The sequence below is a fragment of the Flagellimonas aurea genome (assembly GCF_017313785.1).
Taxonomy (GTDB): Bacteria; Bacteroidota; Bacteroidia; order Flavobacteriales; family Flavobacteriaceae; genus Flagellimonas; species Flagellimonas aurea.
Window position 1 is genome coordinate 361,780 of the sequence record NZ_JAFLNL010000003.1, and the last position, 24,036, is coordinate 385,815.

Consider the following 24,036-nt stretch of genomic DNA (forward strand, 5'->3'; position numbering starts at 1 on the left):
AATAGATGATATAGTTTATATTCCTTATCAATAGCTATGGTTATGGACATAGGTCAATATGGGAGTGTTCGTGTTTTCAAGCAACATTTCCCCCATCAGGTGTAAGTCATTGAATCTCTTTTCGTCCGAGAGGGCATTTAATTTTAAAGCGACCAGATCGTAGGGATTGTTCAATAAACCGTTCAGTGTACCGGATACTACATTACTATCGTTTATAATTTCGAGTTTTGCCTGTTGAATATCATGTATTTCGCAAAACTGTTTCATCGCCCTTTTGGTCTCTTTAGTGGAAAGCCAATTTTCACGGGTATTTACATAGAGTAAAGTCATTTCGGCCTTCGTTATTTTCTTGATGAGCTTCAAATTTTCCATGGCCCTTACCGATGTATTTTGGAAATCCGTTACCAATAAAATATGATTTATGGAATCCAGGGAAACTTCTTTTTTTAAACTCATCACCGATCCATTGGCAAACCTTAGTATATCCCTTGTCGTAGACCCAAGGTGTTCAGGTATCTCCCGGTCCTTGTATCCCATAAAGGTGTAATTGACATCATGATCGAAGGTAGCATCAAGAATATTGGAGGACGCGGACCCGCTTACAATATCAATTTCCAAGTCCTGCAAAGACCCAAACATCCTGTCAAGATCGTCGACAAGCGTCTTTGTTGCGGCATCGATCAAAGTCTTTTCCAAAGGCCTCACACTGTCGAAGTCCAAATAAGGGTATTGAGGAAAATCAAGACAATGCAATACTTTTAACCTATAACCCAATACCGCAGCCACCTCCCTTCCCAGTTTCAATGCATGACGGGCTTCCAATGAGAAGTCGTACGGAACTAAAACTTTTGAATCCATAACAAGTACAATTTCTGTTCAAAGCATTAATTACAAGGCGCCAAAATATGGTTCCAATTGGAACTACTTTTTACTAGGCTCAATAGGATTTAACTTCCTGCACATTACAAATCCACGAGTAACTATTAGAGCCTATAACCAGTAGCCATTTTCCTATTCAAAATTACCTAATTAAAATCTAATTACCGTTATTTAACCAAATATTTATTACTAATATTGTGAATATTTAACGTGCCACTACTTTTTGGTTAGGGCTAAATCCAAAAGAACAATTCATAAAAAATATAAAGCAACAGTTATATGCCAGCATTGCCATACTGGTGGTAACCATATTGCTTGTGATTTTCATATTATACAGAAATGGTTACTTTGATAAAAATTGGTAAAAGTTGGACATCGGTCCATTTATTTCAAAAAAAATGGCGTTAAAGTGTCATGTCTTATAAACTCTCGACATGGTATTATTCCATCCTTTGCCATTTATTTGCAAATAAAATTCGAAAGGTTTTCATCCCCTATCCTCGAAAAATTTCAGATGAGTTTTTTCTACCCACTAAACGACGTGCATATTCCAATCTTTTGTTTTGAAACCACTTTATCCTTCATTCCCTATAATCCTTTTGAAGTTGTGATTTAAAAGATGGAAGATCATATTTCATACATATGCAAGTTACAGCAACGTTAGTTTGTTCAATTTGCTATCATCAATTGTTCGGGTAAGTTGATATATGGATCGATCATTGTTTTCGATATATTCAAAATGATTCATCATCAAAAATTGCCCCTGATGATAATCTGTCCGAGGCCAAGGCTGGCATTCCAGTTTACCATTTTTGTTTTATCATTGTATTTTTTCCGATACCTTTTATCCAAATATCTATCGATAGATTCCACCGTAAAGATGCTTATTGCAACTCCAAAGGCAATATCAGAAAGCCAATGTTGCCCATCCCACAGTCTCGAAGCACCGGGCACCATACCTACAAGGTATATCCCGGTCTTTACCCACGGATTTTCAAATTGTTTTGCAATTGCATACGCATTGGAAAAGGCCAATATGGTATGGCCGGATGGAAAGGAGTGAAAGCTCCTATTGGGGTTGAAGGGGTCAAAGGTATCCTTGCCATTACCATATTCCGGACGTGCCCTCCCTATAATCGATTTACTTACTTGTTGCAATAGGCCAGCTGAAGAGGCGGATGCCAATAATAAGACCCCTAAGCGTCTTAATTTTTCATCCTTGGTCAGCAAACCTGTCAAATACACCCCTCCAGTTAGCATGTAATTATAGGTCGGACTTCCCACCCTGTCCCCGTAATAGTCAATAAAATCAGGAACTCCCCCACGTTGCCTCATAGCAAATTCAGAAACCTGTTCATCAAAAACATACAGCAGTGCCGTACCCCCAACAACCGCCCCAAAGGTGGTCCATTCCTCACTTTTCCAATGAATCGGGCGGGAATAGGAATATCCGATTCCTCCAAAGACACTCCCCATATCATATTTGAAAAGTTCCCATGAGCCCGGCTCCGAGGAATCAGACTCTTTTTGCATTTGGGAATTAACATGTTGGGACGATAAAATAAATACAACGAAAAAGATTGATCTATTCCAAAATCGCCCAGCTTTCATACGTTTTTTTTCCATTTGTTCATACCCCCTGAGTTCCATGGCCGAGCAAAAGTTTTTTTTAAAATATTAAAAGGATATCCAACAGGATTTTGAAAAGACCTTGTTAGCAGTTTCCATACAGTAAACTTTAGCATAATAGCCTGTATGTTTTTTTATACCATTAGTAACAATTACTTAGGGAGTGTCATGACATGTGTTATTTTTTAATCTTATAATAGTATATCCATACGAATTAATGGACCCTATTCCTTAAGCTTACCGCGGAGGTAATAATGTAGGATCCCCCCATTTTTGTAATAATCTACCTCAATTGGTGAGTCCAACCGCGTCACTACCTGAAAAACAATTGAGCTTCCGTCAGCCCTGAAGGCTGTTATATCCAATAACTTCTTAGGGTAGAATTCTTTTGATATCCCTGAAATCGAAAAGGATTCCGTTCCATCCAGACCGAGGCTTTTTGCACTTTCACCCTTTAAAAACTCCATGGGGAGAACGCCCATACCCACTAAATTACTGCGATGGATCCGTTCATAACTTTCCGCCAAGACCGCCTTTACCCCTAACAAGAAAGTTCCCTTGGCCGCCCAGTCCCTGGATGAACCACTACCATATTCCTTTCCGGCCAATACGATCAAATCAGTCCTTGTGGATTTATAGCGCATTGCAGCCTCATATATCGTTGTTTGCTCACCGGAAGGGATATATTGGGTATAGCCCCCCTCCTTTTCGGCCAATTCATTTTTGATTCGGACATTGGCAAAGGTACCTCGCATCATCACTTCGTGATTTCCACGACGCGAACCATAGGAATTAAATGAGCTTTTCACCACACCATTGGCCTTGAGATAGCGCCCTGCTTCCGAAGCTTCAGAAAAAGCACCAGCGGGTGAGATATGATCGGTGGTAATGGAATCCCCTAATTTTAGCAAGACCCTGGCATCTTGTATATCCTCAAGCTGACCTACCTCGGTGGGAAGCCCTTCAAAGAACGGTGCTTCCTTTATGTAGGTACTATCCTCGTTCCATTGATAATTCTCAGAAGGCACGAACTCCAGATTCTTCCATTGTTCCTCTCCGTCAAATATGACATCATAGGCGCTTTCAAAATCCGATTTTTTGATGGATTCGGAAATCACCTTCTGTATTTCTTGGTTGGAAGGCCAAATATCCTTGAGGTACACCGGAGCCCCATCGGGGTCAGTGCCAAGGGGTTCCTTGGTCAGGTCCACATTGACAGTACCAGTAATGGCATAGGCAATCACCAACAGGGGTGAGGCTAAAAAATTCAACTTGACCTGAGGATGGATCCTAGCTTCAAAATTTCGGTTGGAGGACAAAACGGCGGCAACCCCCAGATTGTTTTCATTAATGGCATCCGAAATATCAGGGTCCAATGGCCCACTATTTCCGATACAGCTGGTACAACCGTAACCTACGGTATAAAAATTAAGTGCTTCCAGATCGTTTTGTAGACCTGAACGGACAAGGTAATCCGTGACCACCTTACTTCCTGGGGCCAAACTGGTTTTGACCCACGGTTTGACATTGAGTCCCTTGTTTCTTGCATTTCGCGCCAAGAGCCCGGCTCCCACCATGACGCTAGGGTTAGAGGTATTTGTACAACTAGTGATCGCAGCTATGGCAACTGCCCCATTTTCTAGATAAAATCCCATTTTTCCCCTTTCCAACCATGAAAGGTTACTGTGGGACGTACCGACCTTTTCCAACAGTTGGGGAAGGTTTTTTTTAATACTATCAATAGGAATCTTATCCTGCGGCCGTGTTGGACCAGAGATAGTGGGTACGATAGATCCCAAATCCAGTCCAATGGTATCGGTATATTTGATATCTTCCTTTCCGGTACGCCAGAGCATATTTTTCTGGGCATAGGATTTTACCCTATCGAGCAAACTGTCCGGCCTTCCTGTAAACTTCATATAATCAATGGTCCGCTCATCAATGGGAAAATAGGTAACGGTACATCCAAATTCCGGGGACATATTGGCAATAGTGGCACGATCTGGGACGCTTAGATGATCAAGACCTTCACCATAGACTTCGACAAACTTACCAACAACGCCGTATTCTCGAAGTAGATTTGTGATGGTCAAAACCATATCTGTTGCGGTAGTGCCCACGGGAAGTTTCCCTTTGAGTTCCAATCCTATTACCTCCGGCGCGGCAAAATAAATGGGCTGGCCTAGCATGGCCGCTTCTGCCTCGATACCGCCAACCCCCCAGCCCAAGACGCCGATACCGTTCACCATTGGGGTGTGGGAGTCGGTACCCACCAAGGTATCCGGAAAAAGCCAATTGTCCCTAAGACTGATTCCCTCTGCAAGATTTTCCAAATTGACCTGATGGCAGATGCCCATTCCCGGTGGAACCACCCTAAAGTTATCGAAAGCGCTCTGTGCCCATTTAAGCATTTCATAGCGCTCCTCATTCCGTTCGTATTCCTTGGCAACATTTTTGGGATAGGAACTCTTGCTTCCATAATAATCGACCTGTACCGAATGATCGACAATAAGGTCTACGGGGATGGAAGGATTTACCAAGGCACCATCCTGACCCCGTCGAACCATTTCGGACCGCAGGGATGCAATATCCACGATGGCTGGAACCCCAGTAAAATCCTGCATCAGTACCCTACCCGGTTTATATGGAACATCATCGTCCGAAGGCGAATCTGCCCAATGGGCCAATATGTTAAAGTGATCCTCCGTGACGGAAAACCCATCAAAGTTTCGAATGACATTTTCCAATAAAATGCGTATTGAAAAGGGCAGGCGATGGATTGTTTCGATGGAAGACAAATCCACCATTTGATGCCCGTCTGTTGTTTTGACCGTATGGTGTATCATTTTCATGTGCTGAAGTTTTAATATCTGTAATTTACAACTAGAAAGGCAAATGGACAACTTAGGAACTGTTTAAAAAGTGCCTCTGGTGTTGACATCACTTTTAAAACCGGCTTGTCACACTGTACATGGTCTGTTACCGAACGGGGTTCTTTACGGCCTATGGGTGGCAGAGTCCCTTCACATAATTCTAAACTTTTATCCTAATGGAGTATCGCAACGGCAAACAATTTCATTTCGTCATATCCGGGCAGTACATCTTCCAAAAGTTCCAGCTCGATAGGATTCGCAGTACTTACCCTCAGCTCTTGGGCAGTTTTTAATTTAGCCACTAAATAACCAAAAGCGATGGTTCCCTGTTTGATTTTCCATGTATCCAAAAGATCATCATCCAGATACCTGTCCAGACTATATTCGATATAACGCTCAGTACTTTCCCTATCCATACTTATCACCTCTTGGCTGTTCCTCAAAAAATCCTCAAGTTCAACGACACCGTATTCCTTCCAAAGGTATACAGGTAAATAGGCTACCACATCTTCCTGAAAACCATACTTATTCTCCACTTCGGTTCCTTGGACCTGGCTAAAAGTGTAAGGGGTCGTTCCAAAACTCATAAAAAGGCTGCACTCCAGAAGCACCCTGCTTAAATTCGAACTAAAATCACTGTAATTCAACATTTCATATTTAATTCATTTATCTTCCAATTATGGTCCATTGAACGCAAAAACCCATTCAACAGCTCCCGGATATCCATCCATGAAGGAACTGCTAACTCTATTTTTACTATCCGCTGTTGGTCACCAACCTTTTACTTGTTTTGGTACAAAAATTCCTCACCCAACAAATACAGGGTAAACGGCTCTTCAACCCCTTTTAATCGTTCCACAGTATGCACAGCGTTCGGTTTGTACCGAAGTTGCATGAAAACCTCCTCGGATATGATGAAGTTATTATTGAGCTTTTTGGTGAGATCTTGGATACGCGCCGCTACATTGACAGGATAGCCCATTACCAACTGATGTGGATTCCCATGGAGCAATAGGTCCCCAGCCGCCACTTTACCGAGATGGGCCCCTACCCCTACCTCAATTTGTTGGTCAAAATACTTTTTGAAATATGTCTCGTTCAATTGTTCCAAGGCCTTGAACATTTCACTGACGGCATCCACTGCATTATTGGCACTTTCCTTTGCATTTTGATCGAAACCAAAGGCCGCATAAAGACCGTCCCCTGCCGTTTCGACTATCCTACCGCCATGTTCCTTGATGATCTCCTCGAAATGATAGAACAATTTTCTGACCACATGGATTACATCAAAGGCCAAATGGTGTTCCACAAAAGGGGTGAAGTTCCTGATGTCCATAAACAAAAGGCAGAGTCGCATTTCCTTGCCAATATTTTCGTTGCCCATAATCTTGTTCCTCAGGTAAAGGGGATAGTCGCTTTCATCGTTCATGATACGCTTGATTTTCACACTCCCCCCTTTCACATAGGTTTGACAAGCCAACCTAACATTGTCCGCAAGACCAAAATACCGTTGCACATTTTTTTCCGCAGTGTTTGCCTCGGATAAGTGTTCCTCGCCGCTGATCACCAAAATACGACAGGTCGAACAACGTGCTCTTCCCCCACATTCACAGCAGAACGGTATTTCCTTTTTCAGGGACGCTTTTAAAATGGAATCATCGGAGCTGATCAGAAAGGATGCCTCCTCATTGACAATGGTAATATTGTGATATGTCCGTACCTTATCATTCATCCTCCCCCATGGTTTGCCATCCTCCGCCCAAGGCCCTATATAAATTGATAACACTTACCTTTCGCTCAAGCACATCCATGATTCCTTGCATTTCCGCTGACAACAAATTCTGTTCAGAGGTCAGTACATCTGTATAGTTGGTCTGTGAACTGTATTCCAATAATCGTTTGGTGTAGGAAACCGATTTGTTCAGCGCTTCCAATTGACCGATCCTTTTTTCACACTTGATATCCGCTTGTTGGTAGGCAAAAAGGGCGTCGGAGACCTCCTGACCTGCCGTTAGCAGAGTTTGTTCAAAAGTATAATATGCTATCTGTTGTTCGGATTTGGCGACTTTCAGGTTTGCTTTCAAAGTTCCCCGGTTGAAAATAGGCTGCAACAGGCCTCCTGCCACATTGGCGAACAGGCCAACATTCTCCTTAAAAAGATCATCGAATTCAAAACTGGAAAAACCAGAGGCCCCTGTTATAGTAAACGAAGGGTAAAAACTGGCTTGGGCCACATTGGTGTTCTCAAATGCCTCACGAAAGGCCAGTTCACTTTGGATCACGTCCGGTCTATTGAGCAAGAGTTGGGAAGGAACGCCAATGGACAGCTCCATGGAAACCTCTTGGGCCATACTATCATAAGAGCTACGGGGAATGCTGCCCGGTTTTCTTCCCAATAGCACGGAAAGCCCATTTTCAGTTTCCCGAATCTGTCTTTCCACATCGGGGATGACCAGTTCGGCTTGGAATTGGTTCGCCTCGCTCTGTACAACAGCCGCCCCGTTCACCACGTTGGCCTGTTTCAATTTATTCATGGTGACCACATAGGATTTTCGGTTTTCAGCGGTTTCCCTCAACACTTTCAACTGTTGGTCCAAAGCGATCAATTGAAAATATTTTGTTGCCACATTGGCCACCAGGGCAGATTGTACAGCCTGTTTGGCTCCCTCTGCCTTCAAAAGGCCGGCCAATCGGGCACGTTTGGCACTCCCCAGCTTCCCCCAGATGTCCGCTTCCCAGGAAGTGGTCAGGGAAATATCATATTGCGTCACATTGTCCACCAAACCATAACCTTGCGTGAACGAAAGTTTGGATCGGGCCACGGATGCATTTCCCTGTAATGTGGGTAGAAATGCCCTTTTGCTCTGTTTGAACATGGCCCCGGCAATCTGTATCCGCTCAAAGGCTATCCTCATGTCATGGTTTTTGGCCATGGCCTCGTCAAGGTAGCCATTCAACAGGGAATCCGTAAAGAAGGTTTCCATTGGAAGAGCCGATAATGCCTTCAAACTATCCTTATATCCGGCCTCAGTTCTGTACAGGCCCTGGGTTTCCATTTCTGGCGTTTTGTATTTCTTGGTGATCCCACAAGAGGTCATGAACAAGAAAGAAATAAGCAATAGGAGTATATGATTTCGATATGTCTTCATAGTGGTCAAATTATTCATGATCGTGATCTTCTTCTTTATGCAGTCGCAAGCTCAATCTTTCCTGTAGGGCCTGGAACATTACGAACAGTGCCGGGATTACAAAAACACCGCACAAGGTCCCCACAAGCATTCCCCCAACGGCAGCCGTTCCTATAGATCTGTTACTTACTGCACCTGCCCCACTGGCGAACATCAAAGGGAGTAAACCAAAAATAAAAGCAAAGGATGTCATCAAAATAGGTCGGAGCCTTGCCTTTGCAGCACGGACTACCGATGATGCCAAACTAAGACCGCTCTTTCGGTGCATCAGGGCAAATTCCACGATCAATATCGAATTTTTGGCCAAGAGCCCCGTAAGCATGATCAAACTGATTTGCAGGAATATATTGTTGTCGATACCAAATAGTTTGGCAAAAAGGTAAGCCCCTGCCAATCCAATGGGCAATGGTAGTAAAATGGAAAACGGCAAAATATAGCTCTCGTACTGGGCCGCCAACAGAAAATAGACGAACACCAGACACAGGATGAATATGTACACCGTTTGGTTCCCGCTATTGACCTCTTCCCGGCTCAGTCCGGCAAATTCATAACCATACTGCTTGGTCAGGTTTTCCTCGGCCACTTCTTGTATGGCCTTTACCGCATCCCCTGAACTGTATCCCGGAGCGGGTACCCCTGTAACGTTGGCAGAGGTAAAAAGATTGAACCTTTTGATGAACTCGGGGCCAAAGATCTTTTTTAGACTCACAAACTGTGTTATTGGCACCATTTCCCCATTTCCGGTCCTTACCAAAATGGAGTGCAGGTCCTCGGGTTTGGCCCGTGGTCCTGGCTCGGATTGGACCATGACCCGGTATTGTTTGTTGAAGCGATTGAAATCAGAGGCATAGATACCTCCATAGTAACCCTGCATCACGGCCAACACTTGGTCTGGTGTAATGCCGGCCATCTCACATTGGGCCACATCCACCTCGAGTTCATATTGGGGAAAACTGTTACTAAAAGAGGTAGTCGCATATAAAATCTCGGGCCTTTGGTTGATGGCCCCCATATAGTTTCCGACAACTCCGTTGAACTTGTCCATGTCATTGGCGGTACGGTCCTGTAAATTGAACTCAAAACCATTGGTACTTCCAAAACCCTGTAATGTGGGAGCTGCAAAAAATATGATATTGGCCCCCTTGATACCGGAAGTTTTATAGAATAATTTATTTACCACACTTTCGATGTCCTGTCCTTCCCCTTGACGATCATCCCATGATTTCAAACGAATAAAAAAGGCCCCGTATGATCCACCTGTACCGCTAATGATGTCCCGTCCTGCCATTCGGGTCAAACTTTCGACCTCCGGTACGGTCTGGATGATACTGTCTACCTTATCGGCCAATTCCGTGGTACGCTCCAAAGATGAGGATGGTGGTAGTATGATGTTCCCAAAAATGGCCCTACTATCTTCCGAGGGCACAAAACCCGTGGGCGTGTTTTTGATCAGTCCCCAAGCCAAGGCGGAAAAACCGACTATCAGACCAATGGCCAACCATTTTCTTCTCAAGAGGAACTGTACCCCTTTAATATATTTGAAGGTTACGGCCTGAAAGGCTACATTGAACTTGGCATAGAATCGCTTCAAAAATCCTTTGGGAGCATCTTCCACATCATGGTCATGGACCTTTAGGAACAGCGCACAAAGTGCTGGGCTCAAGGTAAGTGCATTGATTGCCGAGATAACAATCGCAATGGCCAATGTAAGTCCAAACTGTTTATAGAACACCCCTGTGGACCCCCCAATAAAGGAAACCGGCACAAAAACGGCCGCCATGACCAACGTGATGGAAACAATGGCCTTACTGATTTCACTCATCGCATGGAGGGTGGCCTTTTTGGCCGTTTTTGATCCCTGATCGAACTTGGCATGGACCGCTTCCACTACGACAATGGCATCATCCACAACGATACCGATAGCCAATACCAGTGCAAATAAGGTCAATAGATTGATGGTGAACCCGAACAGCTGTAAAAAGAAGAAAGTACCAATGATCGCCACCGGGACCGATATGGCAGGAATCAACGTTGAGCGAAAATCCTGCAAAAAGATAAACACCACAATAAACACCAAAATAAAGGCCTCGATCAAGGTGTGGATCACCTTATCTATCGAAGCATTAAGAAACTCGTTGGCGTTCAAAAATGGAACATAATCGATACCCGATGGAAAGTCTTTGGCACTCTCTTCAACAATGCGTTGACATTCATTGATAAGTTCATAGGCATTTGACCCCGCCGATTGACTGATGGCAATGGACGTGCTGGGGTACCCCAAGGTCTTGGTACTGCTATTGTAGTCCAACGCACCCAGTTCCACCTTTGCCACATCGTCCAAACGAAGCATTTCCCCGTCCTTACCCGCCTTGATCACAATTTCCCCGAATTCTTCGGCAGTCTGTAATCGACCTTTGTATTTTATGGTATACTGAAATGCCTGATCTCCGTTGACACCGAACTTTCCAGGGGCTGCTTCAATATTTTGTTGTCTCAGTTTGCCAATGACATCGGCCGGTACCAATCCGTACGAGGCCATGGCATCCGGTTTGAGCCATATCCGCATCGCATAGTCCCTTGCTCCATAAATAAAGGCGTCTCCGATACCGTTGACCCGTTTGAGCTTGGGCAATATGTTCAAGCTCACATAGTTTTGCAGAAAATTTTGGTCATAGCTGTCCTTGGTACTGTAGATACTGAAAATATAGACCAGACTACTCTGCACCTTGCCCGTCGAGACCCCAGACCGGATAACCTCTTCGGGCAATAGGTTACTGGCCTTGTTTACACGGTTCTGGACGTTCATAACGGCCAGGTCGGGGTCAGTCCCCAACTTAAAATATATCGTAATCGCCGCACTTCCATCGTTCCCTGCGGTGGACGTCATGTACTGCATGTTCTCCACCCCATTGATCTGCTCTTCCAATGGGATTAAGACACTTTTTCGCACCACATCGGCATTGGCTCCCTGATAGGAGGTCGTGACCTCGACCGTTGGAGGGGCAATGTCCGGATACTGGGAGATCGGAAGCGTATAAAGACCTAGAATCCCCAGAATCACAATAATGACGGATATCACCGTGGAAAGTACGGGTCTATCGATAAAGTTTTTTAACATAACCTTGAATTTTATGGACAATAGATATCCAGGGTTATCAATGTAACCTTCTTGATATCCGTATTTTAAATTTGTTTACTGTATGATTTTGGGATGTATTTCCATATCCTCCCGCAGTGTCCCGGCACCTTCATATACCACGATATCCCCCGGAACCAGTCCTTGTGTAACCACAAAACTCTCATTGGTGGCCAAGGACATCACCTGTATTTCCGTACTCACAACACGGTTATCGACCACCTTGTATACCATGCGTTTGTCCTGGAGTTCAAAGGTGGATTTCTGAGGGACCAATAGCGCGTTTTGATAGGTCTGCTCCATGATCAAGCTACCACTACCCCCACTACGGATCATATAATCACTGTTCGGAAAAGTTGCCCTTATCCTGGCGGCCCCCGTATTTCGATCGAGTAGCCCGGCTATCGAAGTAATGGTCCCTTCCGCCTTCGCCCGCTCTCCATTGGAAAGAACGAGTTGGACTTTTGGGAAATGCTTTAATTTTTCGTCCAGAGTCTCGCCTTCATAGGCATTGTACAAGTCCAAGAATTCTCTTTCATCCAGTGAAAAGTAAACGTGCACCTCATTGATGTCGGAAACTACGGTCAGCGGCTGTTGTACCTGGGGACTAACCAAGCTCCCTGTACGAAAGATGATTTCTCCAACAACCCCATCCACGGGACTCTTGATCAGGGTGTATCCCAAGTTGGTCCTTGCCTGGACCAGATCTGCCTTCTTTGCCTGGAGATCGAGGATTGCCATCTCCAATTCATATGGGTTTACGATAGTGTCCGCGACAAGAGGGCGGGTCTTGTCCACATGGATCTGGGCGTTCTTGACCGCGGATTCCGCTGCGATTACCGTCTGTTGGTACTGTGGGGCGCTGATCTTGAACAAAAGGTCCCCTTTTTTTACCGTGGCCCCTTCATCCACATAGATTTTTTCCAAATAACCCTCTATCTTGGGCCGAACCTCTATATCCTCCCTTCCCGCTATGGTAGCGGGATATTTCTTTTCCAAAACGGTCTTGGCCTGTTGCACTTCAACAGCAGGGTATTCGGGAACCTGCCCACCTTGTGCGGTCTCTTTGTTCCCACATGAACCAATGGCCACCAGTAGTACAGTGGCCAAAACATATGATATTGGTTTTTTTCTCATCATCAACAGGTTTAAAATTAGCATAGCATACCCTGTCGGGCCTTCAAAAAGACTCCCGAAACAAAGGCAAAATGTATGAACGAAAATTTATAACCATGCCCGGACAATCAATAAAACCAGGCATGGTTAAAGGACTCAGAGTGCTAGTTACACAATTGCAGAATATCGCTTTTCGACCTCTTTCCAATTAACTACATTCCAAAAAGCATCGATATACTCCGGCCTTTTATTTTGATAATTCAGATAGTAGGCATGCTCCCAGACATCCAATCCCAGAATGGGTGTTCCGTTATCCAAGGTGGTATCCATCAATGGATTGTCCTGGTTTGGCGTGGAAGTGACTTTAAGGTTCCCTTCTTCATCGACGATCAACCAAGCCCATCCAGAACCGAAACGTGTCGCTGCCGCATTGGAAAAGGCCGTTTTGAACTCTTCCAAGGAACCAAAAGTCTTCTCGATGGCAGACGAAAGTTTCCCCTCGGGCAGGTCAGATCCGTTAGGGGTCAAAATAGTCCAGAACAGACTGTGGTTGTAGTGTCCCCCTCCATTGTTTCTGATTCCAGAAGAGAGTTTGGAAATTTTACCGAACAGATTTTCAAGATCGGCATCTTCCAACTTGGCCTCTTCAAGTGCAGCGTTCAATTTATTTACATATCCTTGGTGATGCTTGGTATGGTGTATCTCCATAGTTGCAGCATCGATATACGGTGCAAGGGCATCATAGCTATACGGTAATTCTGGTAACTTGTGACTCATAATATGTAGTTTTGAATAAATATCTTTAAAAAACAGTCCAAAGATAGTATATTTACAAATTAAAACAAATATTTACTTTGTTTATTATGGATAAAATGATCGAAGAAAACGAAAAGGCTATGTGCATCCTTAAAAATGAAGGAGAGAAGACTCTAAAGGATCTGGCCAAGATGCTTGGAATAACAACAGAGGGGGCCAGGTTCCAGCTTTTGAAATTATCCAATGAGGGGTATGTAAAGTCTGAAAGCAGAGCCATGGGGAGGGGACGTCCTCAACAATTTTGGTCTCTTACTAAAAAAGGGCATGACAAATTTCCCAATAGGCATTCCGAGTTGACCTTGCGACTTATCAATAAAATAAAAAAGGAGTACGGAGAAGACGCCTTGTCCCAGATCATCGCATCGACCGCTGAGGATAACCTCAACCATTACCGCAAGACCATCGAAGAAACCGATACGCTGGAGGAGAAGGTAAGAAAATTGGCTGAACTAAGGGAAAGGGAAGGATATATGGCCTCCTTCAAAAAAACGGATGACGGTGATTTCATGCTCATTGAAAACCATTGTCCGATATGTGACGCAGCCAGTCTATGTCAAAAGTTTTGCTCGTCGGAACTCGATATTTTTCAAACGGTCCTGGGACCAGGGGCCCAGATTAAAAGAACAAAACATATTTTAACAGGTGACAGGCGCTGCGCCTATTTGATTCAGGAGTCGGATACCTTAAAGGGCTGAACAAACCCCACACAAAAAAAGCATGAGGCGCCCGGGTCAACAACTTACCTTGACAACGAGATTCAAAAGTTACGATTGAGTAACATATAGTTTCCCCGGTAAGTTAAATACATCCCTTACAAGTTCATTCCGCTACCTCTTAGATAGTCGGAAGCGCAAGAAGTTTTCTTTGCCAATGGTCCGGTTGAATCAAATTTGATGATTCTTACAACCTTGATTTTTCTCCCATATTTATGATTGTATTCCGATACCGTCTTTCCGTTCCGGGATATATAATATACTCGATCACCCTAGAAGTATGAATTAAAGGAAACTTCAATAACGCAATGGTAAAAGCCAGCACTAATGAGGGTCTGCACCTATGGTTTCCAGGAAAATCTGACAGCGCCAAATGTTATCCATTTGCCAAAAAATCAACCATTCCCCCCACTGCCAAAATATAAATTAAGGAAAAAGCTGTCATGGAATACAAGCCTTAATTGACCATAAATGGAAACGCCCCTAGACTTTGCTTCCGTGTTTGATCAATTAAGCCATATCGAGCCTGGGAACGGTACACAAGATCCTTCAAAGGCCCAGGCTATTTTTGAAGCTCATTTGCTTGTCCAAACTTAAGATTCCAGTACATTGATGGACAAGAATAAATTCAAAACGAAAAAGAACCGCCTGTTTTTTCAATCAAATATATCTCATCACCTCACAACTTAAATTGATTGCCACTGAACATTCCGTTCTTGTAACAATCGGAATCGGAATCGGTAAAGAACAACACCAGTTCCGTATCCGGTTCTGCCTCCAACTGAACAGGTTCATCCTGCATGACCACACTTTCTTCTTTAATGAGTCCGATGGTTTCGTTCAATAGCACTTCTCCTTGAAAAACATAGAGTACCGCCGTTAAGCCCTTCTTTGGCAAAGCCGGTAGTCCCAACTGGGTTTGTTCCTTCACCCTAAGGTCATAGATCCAAGTTTCACTGGTAAAGCGCAATGGGGTTTGTGGCGTGGGTGAAGCCAATAAACGCCAGTGGTCCATACTGTCAGTTTCTTCAAGGTCATAAAAAGTGACCTTCGGGCTATCATCCTTATGCTGTGGTCTTATAAAAATCTGGAGGCCCTCCAAAGGCTCCAAAATCCTTTCCTCATGGTAAAAAATACTTCCTGCCTGCATCAGCATCAATCTTTTACGTGATATCTCAGCCGAGATATTTTCAGAATCCATGTGCTTTGACACCCCGGTCCTAAAATAAGACAGGATATCATCGTTGATGTGTGGGTGCATTTTTATGGTTATCCCGGAAGGGATCCTTGCATGGTCAATCTTCCCTATGGTCCCTAAACCTGTATCTTCTGAAGATATACCGCAACCTGGAAACAGGCTGGAAATTTTTTGACTTTTTATCTTTTTATCTATCCCGTGTTTATGTATCATACATCAATTAAAGTTATATTGAATCCGGAAGAAAAAGTTCAGGGCTTAAGCACAGCTTTATCTTGATTAAATCAATTCCAGTGACGTCAGTACCTTGATTAAATCCAAGCCAAACCCCACCATTTTTTTCATGGTCATCGCAACTGTGCACAACTGTCCCCTCCTATTTCCATCAACGTATCTCAAAATATCGTCAGAAAGACCTAATAATCCAAATCAATTTGCGGAAAGGATCGAAGACAGATCAAAATATAATTTTTGTGCACCTTTAAAAGAACTGACCGGCCCTTTTAAAATGACTAATTTTTCATTCTAAAAAAGTTAAACTCATTGCTTTTGATCACATACCCAAAACGAATCATACTCCTGAATTCCTCATACTCCAATAAGCTTTCCCCGTGCCCCCAATACCACTCCACCATGATATATTGATTCGATGTATTTTTTCCAAAGGGTGCAAAATAGAGTCTCGGCCGGAATGCCCCCTTAGCCTTAAAATTCAGTCCCTTTCTGAGCAAAACATTGAGGTATAATCGGTTCTTTTTCAGTTCATGTTCAAGATTTATCTCCGCTAAACCCGTATATTCCAATAGTTCGGGATTACCGTTTTGGTAACCAAAAGGCACCCAGGCCTTAAATTCAGCCACAGTTCTTTTGGTCAGGTTGGTAATATAGCTTGCAGTGATGCGGTTCCAGCTTCTTGAATAAATACTGTCCCGTCCATTGGACTCATGCTCAAAGGCGATTGTGGCAATACCCTCCAATTTCTGGTTTTTGTCAAAAACCGTTTTCCCCAGCACCAAGCTTGGGTTGAAGTTGATGTCACGAAAGGGATAGGAATCCTTATAAATGTTCCAAAAGGCCTTTTGCGTATAGGTAATGAACAGATAGGTTTCCCAAGGAAGTCTATCCCGGGTAATCATCTGCTTAAAACTGATCTGGTATTTGGCATCCGCAGTATTACTATTGATATCATTGGTCAAAGGAAACCCGGAAATAAAATAATTATCCTTGTGTATCGTAAAATAGGAAAAGTTTTGGATGGAATCATTCAATTCCGACCTACTTATCATTTGGCCATGGCCCAAGAAGATACAAAAACAACAGATTATCAGAGTATTAGTAAGTTTTGTCCTATATGACATGGAAAGTGAAAATTTGATTTTTATACCTCTTGAAGGCAATTGTTAAAAATAAGGATTCAAAGATAATTCTATTGGAAATGCATACACAAACTTATTTTATGATCCAGCCAAAAGCCTTCAAGGATCAAAAAATTTATGTACATAACAATCAACATGCATTTACCATTTACAAGAAATACTGCATGAACACCACCCCTCCCTAAAATTGGCGTTTGGAGATATCTTTACTTCAAAATTAACCTGCAATCTTCGATTGCATTGATGCGTTTCAGGACTACTTTTGACATCACAAAAAGTTCCAATTCCAGTCCTTGGTGTTCTTATCTTATAATTGCTGGTTCAACACGTTGGAATGATTCACAAATATTTTACTAAGGTTATAGTATCAATATTATAGAAATCGTTAAAACCATGAGAATATTTAGGTAAAACCTAGATTAACACAACTTTATGACAATCGCTTTTCCTTGCATATAACATATAAAAACCATGAAATAAACTGATTAACAGACACTTAAAAAAATGAAAGGAAACCGAATAGACTTCGCCATTTTTTAGAGCCATTTTACACGCTCTTAGCGTACAATATTTATACCTGAAACAAGTTAATAATCTATAATGTAATGTTCCCCTAGGGGTCAGGTCAATTTAAATTTATTGAATCGCGCCATATTGGATATATTGAAACCAAAGGCCTACTGAATTCCTTTAATGATGGAATATAACATAAGAAGACAACTTGAAGCAAGGAACTTTATACACTATAATAAAATGAATACAAACTCCAAGTTACTGATTGAGGTCGAGAACTATGTTAGACATCTGCTTCTTGAAATTCTGGACACTAACTTTTTATATCACAATATCGATCATACCCTTCGAGTGGTCAAGTCGGTCGAGGAATTGACCGAGTCCCATGGCCTTTCACAAAGCGACTCGGAAACCTTATTGTTGGCAGCATGGTTGCATGATATAGGCTATATTAAGGATGCTCAAAACCATGAGGACATGGGCATGTCCATGGCCCGTGATTTTTTGGAACAGAAGAAATGTCCGGAAGACCGGATAAAAAAAATCGAGTCTTTGATCTCAGCGACAAAAATAGGACACGTACCCATGAATTTTTCAGAAAAAATCATTTGCGATGCAGACTGCTCCCATTTTGGTCAAATCGGTTATCATCTCATTGCTGAGCACCTAAGACAAGAACTCATCAAACGGGGCGTAGTATCCTATACTTCACAGGAATGGGCAGAGCAGAATATTGAACTTTTACAAAACCATCATACCTTTCATACACCATACGCCAAAAAAAAGTGGGAACCTATCAAACAAGAGAACATCAAAAAGCTTCTTAAGGAAAAGGCCTTTTCCTCTAACATTGGCCAAAAAGAAAAAGATATTTCTTTGGATTAAAGGGTGCGATGGTACGGTGGAAAGTTTATTATTTACCCGACCAAATCATCGATCTACATAAAAAACTTTCGGTTCCCAGGCGCGATTTGAAAATATGAGGTCCATGCCAGTGAATCTGACATACTGCATGATTATTATTGAAAGGATATGGACATCACCTAGGGTCACTACCTTGAAATCTGCATATATTGGTGGCATGGATTTCCCCCAGACCCCACCTTTATGGGTATGGTCGGTTTTTTTACTTTTGTCAGCGCAATGGCAGATTCCCGTACTTCATGCAACACCCTTTATTTTCAAAATTCCCAGGAGGAAGTTAATATTATCCATGAAAATTTGGATACTGCCCATATATGGAGTACAACCCTCGTTCACTACCAGCGTTGCCCAATAAATTCAGAAACCAACTTGAATTGACATCTTCTAGATGTCCCCCATGTCCCCGGCATGGTAACGATCGATAGCCTCATTTATTTGCTGTTCCGTATTCATTATGAACGGACCACGGAAAACCAGTTCTTCTCTATGAGGCTTACCTGCCAGTAGAACTACCTGGGCATCCTCGTTGGCCGTCAGCCTGACCGAATCCCCATCAAAGTCCATGACCGCTGTTTGAGACTTGGTCAGCAATGTTTCCTCATTGCCCACGGATATAGAGCCCTTTATTACATAGAGAAGTATATTTTCACCGACGGGCAAAGTTTTGACAAAAGTGCTATCGGACTCCAACTTAATATCCAGCAGGGTAATATTCTCAGGGGGATCGATCTTGGCCTCAACATTCCCCGCACTACCGGACACCACACGTACCTCTGTTCCATTTTCGGTGAATAGTGGTATATCGGGACCGTCTACGAACAAAACCTCAGGGTCACAAAGCTTATTTGGTGCGGAAAGATTTACAAATATCTGCAGTCCATGTGCCATTTGACCAGCTACCTTGGGATGCTCATCGTGAAGCAGTCCCCTCCCGGCAACATTCCATATCACTCCGCCGGGTTTCGCTTCCAAATTCCCTCCTAAACTGTCGCGGCTAACAAAATCCCCCTCACTATCCTCAAACAAATAGGTTATTGCAGCGAAACCTGCGTGTGGATGTGGCTGAAAAACGGGTTGTCTCATGCGGAAGTCATCAATGGAAATGATGGGGTCGATCTCCTTTCCTACCGATTGGAAAGAAATATTGGATGCACTAAATGCATAGTTGTCCATTTTTTTCTCCGCTTTTCCGATTGCGGCTATACTTCTATTTTTCATCTTGTAATTCCTTATGTTCTGTACCTTTGGGTCCCCCCAACAATAATTGGATCAAAAGATCAAAACGTTCTCTATATTTTTGACAAATATTCCCCCTATCATCATAGAGTTCCGTACGCTGTATGGGAATACTGAGGGGCGCTGTCCAAGCCCGCAATGCCCTGGCTACGGCATCCATAGCTGTTATACCTTGGATGGCTTGGACACCATGGGCCCAGCACACCAAACCTACCACTTTGCCACTTAAATAGGGAACAGATTCCTTTGAGCTGTATTCCATCCAATCCAAACAGTTTTTCATAGCACCGGTCATACCTCCATGATAGAGGGGACTTAGCCATATATGAACATCTGCCTCCCTGAAAATTTGGTTCATTCGGATTACCGACTGGGGCACAGGTGTCATAGGTACTTCGAATACCGGTATATCATAATCGGAAATATCAAATACACAGGTTTCAACTCCCAATTTGACCAGAACCGTTTCCAAATAACACGAGAGCTGTTTGGCAGTCGAATTTTCGGTTCGCTCAACGGCACCATTGAATATCAATACTTTCATTTTTCCTTGCTTTTAAAGATGACCTTGGGCAATCCGACCTCTCCGTACATCAAGGTGGTCACCAACGGCTTCAATTTGCATGTGGCGACAACGTACAATTCCGGTGGGATCAACTGATCTTGTCGGACCACGACCTTCTGACCTTTGAAACGGGAAAAGTCAGCGGATGTAATGCACGCACTCCAAAGTTGCACATCCATGGTCTCTGGTTCAGCAAAAGCAATATCAGAGGCTATGCCCTGTAATTTTTCCGTGACGGACATATAGGCCCATTGAGGTACAACGGCATCTTCAGTACATTGAATCGCAACAGGCTTGTCCCTATAGACTTCCCAATCCGTTCCGGCCAAGAATGACCTAAATTCCCTTTCGACCAGAATGGTTCCATGGGTCAATCCCATTTTTATATCGAAAAGAATACTTGGTTCCACAGGTCGATAATCCAGCAGATCCAACACAAAAATATCTTTCATCATCCCGATGGTATTTTATTCAAATTCAGGGGCACACGATCGCGTACCCCTGGCAACAAATCAACAAATCAACAAATCAAAACATGAAAAAATTCCTTGGGCGATTATACATATGCCCAAGGTGCACAATCCTAGTTGTTTGATGCTTTGATAACAACCTCGATATTGCCTCTGGTCGCATTGGAGTAAGGACAGATTTGGTGTGCGAAATCGGCCAATTCCTGTGCCTTTTCCAAACTGACATCTGGGATGTTCACAAGCATTTCCACAGCCAATTTATAACCTCCCTCCTCGGTCTGACCCAAACTCACCTTCGATGTCACGCTGGTGGTCCCGGTTTTTACCTTTGATTTGGATATGGCCAGATCCAGGGCACTACCAAAGCATGCGGAATACCCAGCAGCAAAAAGCTGTTCTGGGTTGGTATACTCATTATTGGCCCCACCGAGGCCAGTGGGCATTCTAACTTCAAAATCGAGGACATTGTTATCACTTTGCACATGTCCATTTCGACCTCCCATAGTGGTCACGGTCGCGGTATATAAATATTTCATAGTTGTTAAAAATTTTGTTCTATAATTATTCCAATTTTCAAGTATTCTCTATTGGTCACTAACGAACTTTATGATAAGAACGCCCGCTTTCAATCATCATTACTCCTTTGCAAAGGGCACAAACAATAGGTTCCTCTTCAAAAAATTAAAACGAAACTGGCAAAAGGATTTTTTTTATTATCGGTAAACGACCTAACAAAGGTAGTGAAATTCTTAATTAAACAAAATATTCATTTGTTTTATTTGTTTAATTAACTGTGTGAAATTGGACCGTTTCAAACCTTATATGATATCGGGCATTTCCATTTTCGACACATCATCGTTATTTTTATGAGTTTTGATGTATTGCCGACCGGTTTCCGGTCACATCTTCATCTTTCGCGATACCTCATCTGAAACGGTTACTGGATGTCTTCGCAGGACCCCGGACGTTCAAGAAAAAAATTATAGACCATTGCACTGCCCTGTTTTTTGGCGCTTTTAAATTCTTAGAAATTGTCCATGAATGATAAGGGGCTAACGATCATCAATCCCAAATACCCTGTTATTACAATCAATCATTGAAACATGGGGAGGCCATCCGAACCTCCCCATGAACATTTATCTTTAAAACACCAAGCAGTGATTAATCTATTGGAATTGAAAGCATGGGAATATTTAGCCCAGAAGCCATTTCCCTGGTTTTACTTCTATGAATAAGAGATTCCCAGAACCCGTATTTTTTTGGAATCATGACGAGAAGATTCGAATTTGAATCGATAATCTCTTTTTCAATTTCCCAAATCACTTTATCGGAGTTCACTTTTTTATAGAAATGGACAACATTTTCCAGACCTCTATCTATATGCTCGAAAACATCATTGTCTTCTTTTAGTTCGTCGAGTTTCTGTTCCACATAAAAAACGGTAACCTCGGACTTTAATCCAAGTGCAATTTGCTTTAATCGAACCAATATCCTCAGGGGTATTCCCTGCATTAGGTCACATGCAAAAAGAATCTTGTCTATCCCCATGAACTTGGCATTTACAGGAACTGCAAGTACAGGAAACTTTTTCATGCTTATTAATGTGGTGGTCGGGTTTCCCATTAAATTCTGTTCCATGGATTTGGCCGACATGCCCATCACAAGGAACCTTGCCTTATGGATCTCCATCAAAGAATCTATCTCCCGTTCCAAATCCATAATTCTACATTCATAGTCCACAGTTATGCCAAATTCCTCGGATAACCCCAAGGCCTGTTCCTTTAACCGATTCCTGTTGACCGCTACCATTGCATCCATGGATTCAGCGGATAACCAAGTGTTCGAAGCGTGCACAGGCAGCTTGAACACATTAAAGAGCACAAGCTTAGCTTTAAACAATTTTGCCAAGTGAGCAGCATATAATACCGCGTTATCCGATGTCTTCGAAAAATTCGTTGCTACTAATATGGTTCCCATCATAGATATGTGTTTTATTTCCAGCCCCCACCAAGTGCCCGATACAACTCTACGATGGCGGTCAATTGGTTATATTGGGAATTCACATAATTAAGTTCGGAGTTCAACGCATTTTGACGGGCGGTCAACACCTCAAGGTAGTTGGCCAGGCCATTGTCCAATAACTCCTCTGAATAATCTTCGGCCATCGCATAGGCCTCAAGCTCTTTGGAACGTGCTTCCATTTTCTGCGTTTCCGCATCATAAGTATACAGGGCATCACTGACTTCCCGTCCAGCAGTGAGCAAAGTCTGTCTATAACCCAATAGCGCTTGCTCTTGACGTGCTTTGGCCACCTCCATTTGGGTACGAAGACGTCGCCCGTTGAAAATAGGCTGGGTAAGCGAAGCCGCTAAATTGGAAAACAGCGAACTGGCATCCAACCAGTTGTCAAGCTCTAAACTTTGAAAGCCTCCTGCAGCTGACAGGCTAAAAGATGGATATAGGCTACTTTTGGCCACATTGGTCAATTCAAAGGCATTGATCAGACCATACTCTGCCTGGACCACATCCGGGCGGTTTGTAAGCAGCAAATAGGGCACTCCCGTACTCAGTTCCGTGTCAATGGTTTGATCGTCAAGACTACCACGTTGAATTTTTTGAGGAGCTTCGCCCAAAAGGATACTGAAGGCGTTCTCCAACAATTTTATGTTGTTCTCCAGGTCGATGACAATTATCTCCGTGGTATGAACTTGCGCTTCCGTCTGTTTTACAGCAACCTCGGTCAGCTGTCCTGCTTCCCTAAGGGCAATGGTGGTCTCCAAACTGTTCCTTCGGGATTCCAAGGTTTGCTTGGAAACCTCCAACTGTTTGTCCAAGGCCAACAATTGATAATAGGTACTGGCTATACCGGCAACCAAGTCTGTTGTAATGGCCTGATGCGCCGAAACACTCTGTAAATATGATGCACTGGCTGCCCTTTTGTTGCTTCGAATCTTGCCCCAAATATCAGCTTCCCAGGAAAGAGCTCCGGAAAGCTCATATTGTTCGAGGGCGCTAGTAAAAAAGCTACCGAACTGGCTATTCCTCGAGTTTTTGGTCCTGGTAAAGCTCGCAGTTCCGGAAAGTGTGGGGTAATATCCCGCTTTTCCTTGCTTTAGGTAGGCCTCGGCGGCCACGACATTTTGTAGCGCAATCCTAATATCGATATTGTTTTCAAGACCCTGCTCTATGTATGATTTCAACTGAACATCACTGAACAGGTCCCTCCATGATATATCCGCCATGGATATACTGTCCTGAGACAAATTGTCCGTGCGATATAACCGATCTATTTCCTTTAATTCTGGACGGTCATAGTTTTTTGCAACGAAACAACTCTGTAAGGTTGCGGCCATTACGGCCAAAACCATGAACTTGCTGATTATACTTTTAGTGGTGAATTTCAT

General features: G+C 43.2%; 19 protein-coding genes. 2 read left to right on the forward strand and 17 right to left on the reverse strand.

Annotated elements, in window-relative coordinates; genetic code table 11:
- Positions 1 to 27: 27 nt before the first annotated feature.
- The 9 genes from J0656_RS07555 to J0656_RS07595 all read right to left on the reverse strand — a co-directional run bounded on the left by J0656_RS07555 (position 28) and on the right by J0656_RS07595 (position 13,598).
- A complete protein-coding gene (locus tag J0656_RS07555) occupies positions 28 to 858 on the reverse strand; it encodes a universal stress protein (protein WP_207032651.1) in 831 nt (276 codons plus the stop codon).
- Between the two features lie 771 nt (positions 859 to 1,629).
- Entirely contained in the window at positions 1,630 to 2,412 is a 783-nt protein-coding gene (locus tag J0656_RS07560; protein WP_237688869.1) for a phosphatase PAP2 family protein, read from the reverse strand.
- A gap of 320 nt (positions 2,413 to 2,732) precedes the next feature.
- A complete protein-coding gene (gene acnA / locus J0656_RS07565) occupies positions 2,733 to 5,354 on the reverse strand; it encodes an aconitate hydratase AcnA (RefSeq protein WP_207032825.1) in 2,622 nt (873 codons plus the stop codon).
- A 200-nt stretch (positions 5,355 to 5,554) separates the two neighbouring features.
- Positions 5,555 to 6,031 carry a hypothetical protein gene (locus tag J0656_RS07570; protein ID WP_207032652.1) on the reverse strand — a complete coding sequence of 159 codons (477 nt, stop codon included), beginning with the start codon at positions 6,029 to 6,031 and terminating at the stop codon, positions 5,555 to 5,557.
- 131 nt (positions 6,032 to 6,162) lie between these two features.
- Positions 6,163 to 7,113, reverse strand: a complete 951-nt coding sequence (locus J0656_RS07575) for an adenylate/guanylate cyclase domain-containing protein (protein ID WP_207032653.1) — start codon at positions 7,111 to 7,113, stop codon at positions 6,163 to 6,165.
- Positions 7,106 to 8,530 (reverse strand): efflux transporter outer membrane subunit, encoded by a 1,425-nt coding sequence (locus J0656_RS07580; protein WP_237688870.1) that lies wholly within the window; start codon positions 8,528 to 8,530, stop codon positions 7,106 to 7,108. The genes J0656_RS07575 and J0656_RS07580 overlap by 8 nt, the downstream gene beginning before the upstream one ends.
- 10 nt (positions 8,531 to 8,540) lie before the next feature.
- A complete protein-coding gene (locus J0656_RS07585; RefSeq protein WP_207032656.1) occupies positions 8,541 to 11,687 on the reverse strand; it encodes an efflux RND transporter permease subunit in 3,147 nt (1,048 codons plus the stop codon).
- A 75-nt stretch (positions 11,688 to 11,762) separates the two neighbouring features.
- Positions 11,763 to 12,842: an efflux RND transporter periplasmic adaptor subunit gene (locus J0656_RS07590; RefSeq protein ID WP_207032658.1), complete on the reverse strand. Its 1,080-nt coding sequence runs from the start codon at positions 12,840 to 12,842 to the stop codon at positions 11,763 to 11,765.
- A 147-nt stretch (positions 12,843 to 12,989) separates the two neighbouring features.
- A complete protein-coding gene (locus J0656_RS07595) occupies positions 12,990 to 13,598 on the reverse strand; it encodes a superoxide dismutase (protein WP_237688871.1) in 609 nt (202 codons plus the stop codon).
- Positions 13,599 to 13,684: 86 nt separating this feature from the next.
- On the opposite strand from J0656_RS07595, the gene J0656_RS07600 reads away from it, so the two are divergent.
- Positions 13,685 to 14,332, forward strand: coding sequence for a helix-turn-helix transcriptional regulator (locus tag J0656_RS07600; protein WP_207032660.1), 648 nt, complete (start codon positions 13,685 to 13,687; stop codon positions 14,330 to 14,332).
- A 697-nt stretch (positions 14,333 to 15,029) separates the two neighbouring features.
- Here the strand turns inward: J0656_RS07600 and J0656_RS07605 are convergent.
- Positions 15,030 to 15,761, reverse strand: coding sequence for a pirin family protein (locus J0656_RS07605; protein ID WP_207032662.1), 732 nt, complete (start codon positions 15,759 to 15,761; stop codon positions 15,030 to 15,032).
- A 299-nt stretch (positions 15,762 to 16,060) separates the two neighbouring features.
- The gene (locus J0656_RS07610; RefSeq protein ID WP_237688872.1) at positions 16,061 to 16,834 is read right to left on the reverse strand and encodes a phospholipase A; all 774 of its coding nucleotides are present in this window, start codon (positions 16,832 to 16,834) and stop codon (positions 16,061 to 16,063) included.
- Positions 16,835 to 17,677: 843 nt separating this feature from the next.
- On the opposite strand from J0656_RS07610, the gene J0656_RS07615 reads away from it, so the two are divergent.
- Positions 17,678 to 18,322, forward strand: a complete 645-nt coding sequence (locus J0656_RS07615) for an HD domain-containing protein (protein WP_207032666.1) — start codon at positions 17,678 to 17,680, stop codon at positions 18,320 to 18,322.
- Between the two features lie 423 nt (positions 18,323 to 18,745).
- Here J0656_RS07615 and J0656_RS07620 read toward each other — a convergent pair whose 3' ends face one another.
- From J0656_RS07620 to J0656_RS07645, 6 genes are all read right to left on the reverse strand, one after another.
- Positions 18,746 to 19,579, reverse strand: a complete 834-nt coding sequence (locus J0656_RS07620; RefSeq protein WP_207032668.1) for a pirin family protein — start codon at positions 19,577 to 19,579, stop codon at positions 18,746 to 18,748.
- Positions 19,569 to 20,141 (reverse strand): NADPH-dependent FMN reductase, encoded by a 573-nt coding sequence (locus tag J0656_RS07625; RefSeq protein ID WP_207032669.1) that lies wholly within the window; start codon positions 20,139 to 20,141, stop codon positions 19,569 to 19,571. Before J0656_RS07625 ends, J0656_RS07620 begins: the two co-directional genes overlap by 11 nt.
- Entirely contained in the window at positions 20,138 to 20,617 is a 480-nt protein-coding gene (locus J0656_RS07630) for a DUF2480 family protein (protein ID WP_207032670.1), read from the reverse strand. The genes J0656_RS07625 and J0656_RS07630 overlap by 4 nt, the downstream gene beginning before the upstream one ends.
- Positions 20,618 to 20,745: 128 nt before the next feature.
- Positions 20,746 to 21,168, reverse strand: coding sequence for an organic hydroperoxide resistance protein (locus tag J0656_RS07635; RefSeq protein WP_207032671.1), 423 nt, complete (start codon positions 21,166 to 21,168; stop codon positions 20,746 to 20,748).
- A 625-nt stretch (positions 21,169 to 21,793) separates the two neighbouring features.
- A complete protein-coding gene (locus J0656_RS07640) occupies positions 21,794 to 22,612 on the reverse strand; it encodes a universal stress protein (protein ID WP_207032672.1) in 819 nt (272 codons plus the stop codon).
- 11 nt (positions 22,613 to 22,623) lie between these two features.
- On the reverse strand, positions 22,624 to 24,036 hold the full coding sequence (locus J0656_RS07645) for an efflux transporter outer membrane subunit (protein ID WP_207032673.1): 1,413 nt from the start codon (positions 24,034 to 24,036) through the stop codon (positions 22,624 to 22,626).

Excerpts from the sequence above, each read along its gene's own strand:
- J0656_RS07590 (WP_207032658.1), bottom strand. The coding sequence starts at position 12,842 with ATGAGAAAAAAACCAATATCATATGTTTTGGCCACTGTACTACTGGTG.
- J0656_RS07570 (WP_207032652.1), bottom strand. The coding sequence starts at position 6,031 with ATGTTGAATTACAGTGATTTTAGTTCGAATTTAAGCAGGGTGCTTCTG.
- J0656_RS07605 (WP_207032662.1), bottom strand. The coding sequence starts at position 15,761 with ATGATACATAAACACGGGATAGATAAAAAGATAAAAAGTCAAAAAATT.
- J0656_RS07580 (WP_237688870.1), bottom strand. The coding sequence starts at position 8,530 with ATGAAGACATATCGAAATCATATACTCCTATTGCTTATTTCTTTCTTG.
- J0656_RS07625 (WP_207032669.1), bottom strand. The coding sequence starts at position 20,141 with ATGAAAGTATTGATATTCAATGGTGCCGTTGAGCGAACCGAAAATTCG.
- J0656_RS07645 (WP_207032673.1), bottom strand. The coding sequence starts at position 24,036 with ATGAAATTCACCACTAAAAGTATAATCAGCAAGTTCATGGTTTTGGCC.
- J0656_RS07600 (WP_207032660.1), top strand. The coding sequence starts at position 13,685 with ATGGATAAAATGATCGAAGAAAACGAAAAGGCTATGTGCATCCTTAAA.
- J0656_RS07620 (WP_207032668.1), bottom strand. The coding sequence starts at position 19,579 with ATGAAAAATAGAAGTATAGCCGCAATCGGAAAAGCGGAGAAAAAAATG.
- J0656_RS07555 (WP_207032651.1), bottom strand. The coding sequence starts at position 858 with ATGGATTCAAAAGTTTTAGTTCCGTACGACTTCTCATTGGAAGCCCGT.
- J0656_RS07610 (WP_237688872.1), bottom strand. The coding sequence starts at position 16,834 with ATGATAAGTAGGTCGGAATTGAATGATTCCATCCAAAACTTTTCCTAT.
- J0656_RS07640 (WP_207032672.1), bottom strand. The coding sequence starts at position 22,612 with ATGATGGGAACCATATTAGTAGCAACGAATTTTTCGAAGACATCGGAT.
- acnA (WP_207032825.1), bottom strand. The coding sequence starts at position 5,354 with ATGATACACCATACGGTCAAAACAACAGACGGGCATCAAATGGTGGAT.
- J0656_RS07630 (WP_207032670.1), bottom strand. The coding sequence starts at position 20,617 with ATGATGAAAGATATTTTTGTGTTGGATCTGCTGGATTATCGACCTGTG.
- J0656_RS07585 (WP_207032656.1), bottom strand. The coding sequence starts at position 11,687 with ATGTTAAAAAACTTTATCGATAGACCCGTACTTTCCACGGTGATATCC.
- J0656_RS07560 (WP_237688869.1), bottom strand. The coding sequence starts at position 2,412 with ATGCAAAAAGAGTCTGATTCCTCGGAGCCGGGCTCATGGGAACTTTTC.
- J0656_RS07595 (WP_237688871.1), bottom strand. The coding sequence starts at position 13,598 with ATGAGTCACAAGTTACCAGAATTACCGTATAGCTATGATGCCCTTGCA.
- J0656_RS07615 (WP_207032666.1), top strand. The coding sequence starts at position 17,678 with ATGAATACAAACTCCAAGTTACTGATTGAGGTCGAGAACTATGTTAGA.
- J0656_RS07575 (WP_207032653.1), bottom strand. The coding sequence starts at position 7,113 with ATGAATGATAAGGTACGGACATATCACAATATTACCATTGTCAATGAG.
- J0656_RS07635 (WP_207032671.1), bottom strand. The coding sequence starts at position 21,168 with ATGAAATATTTATATACCGCGACCGTGACCACTATGGGAGGTCGAAAT.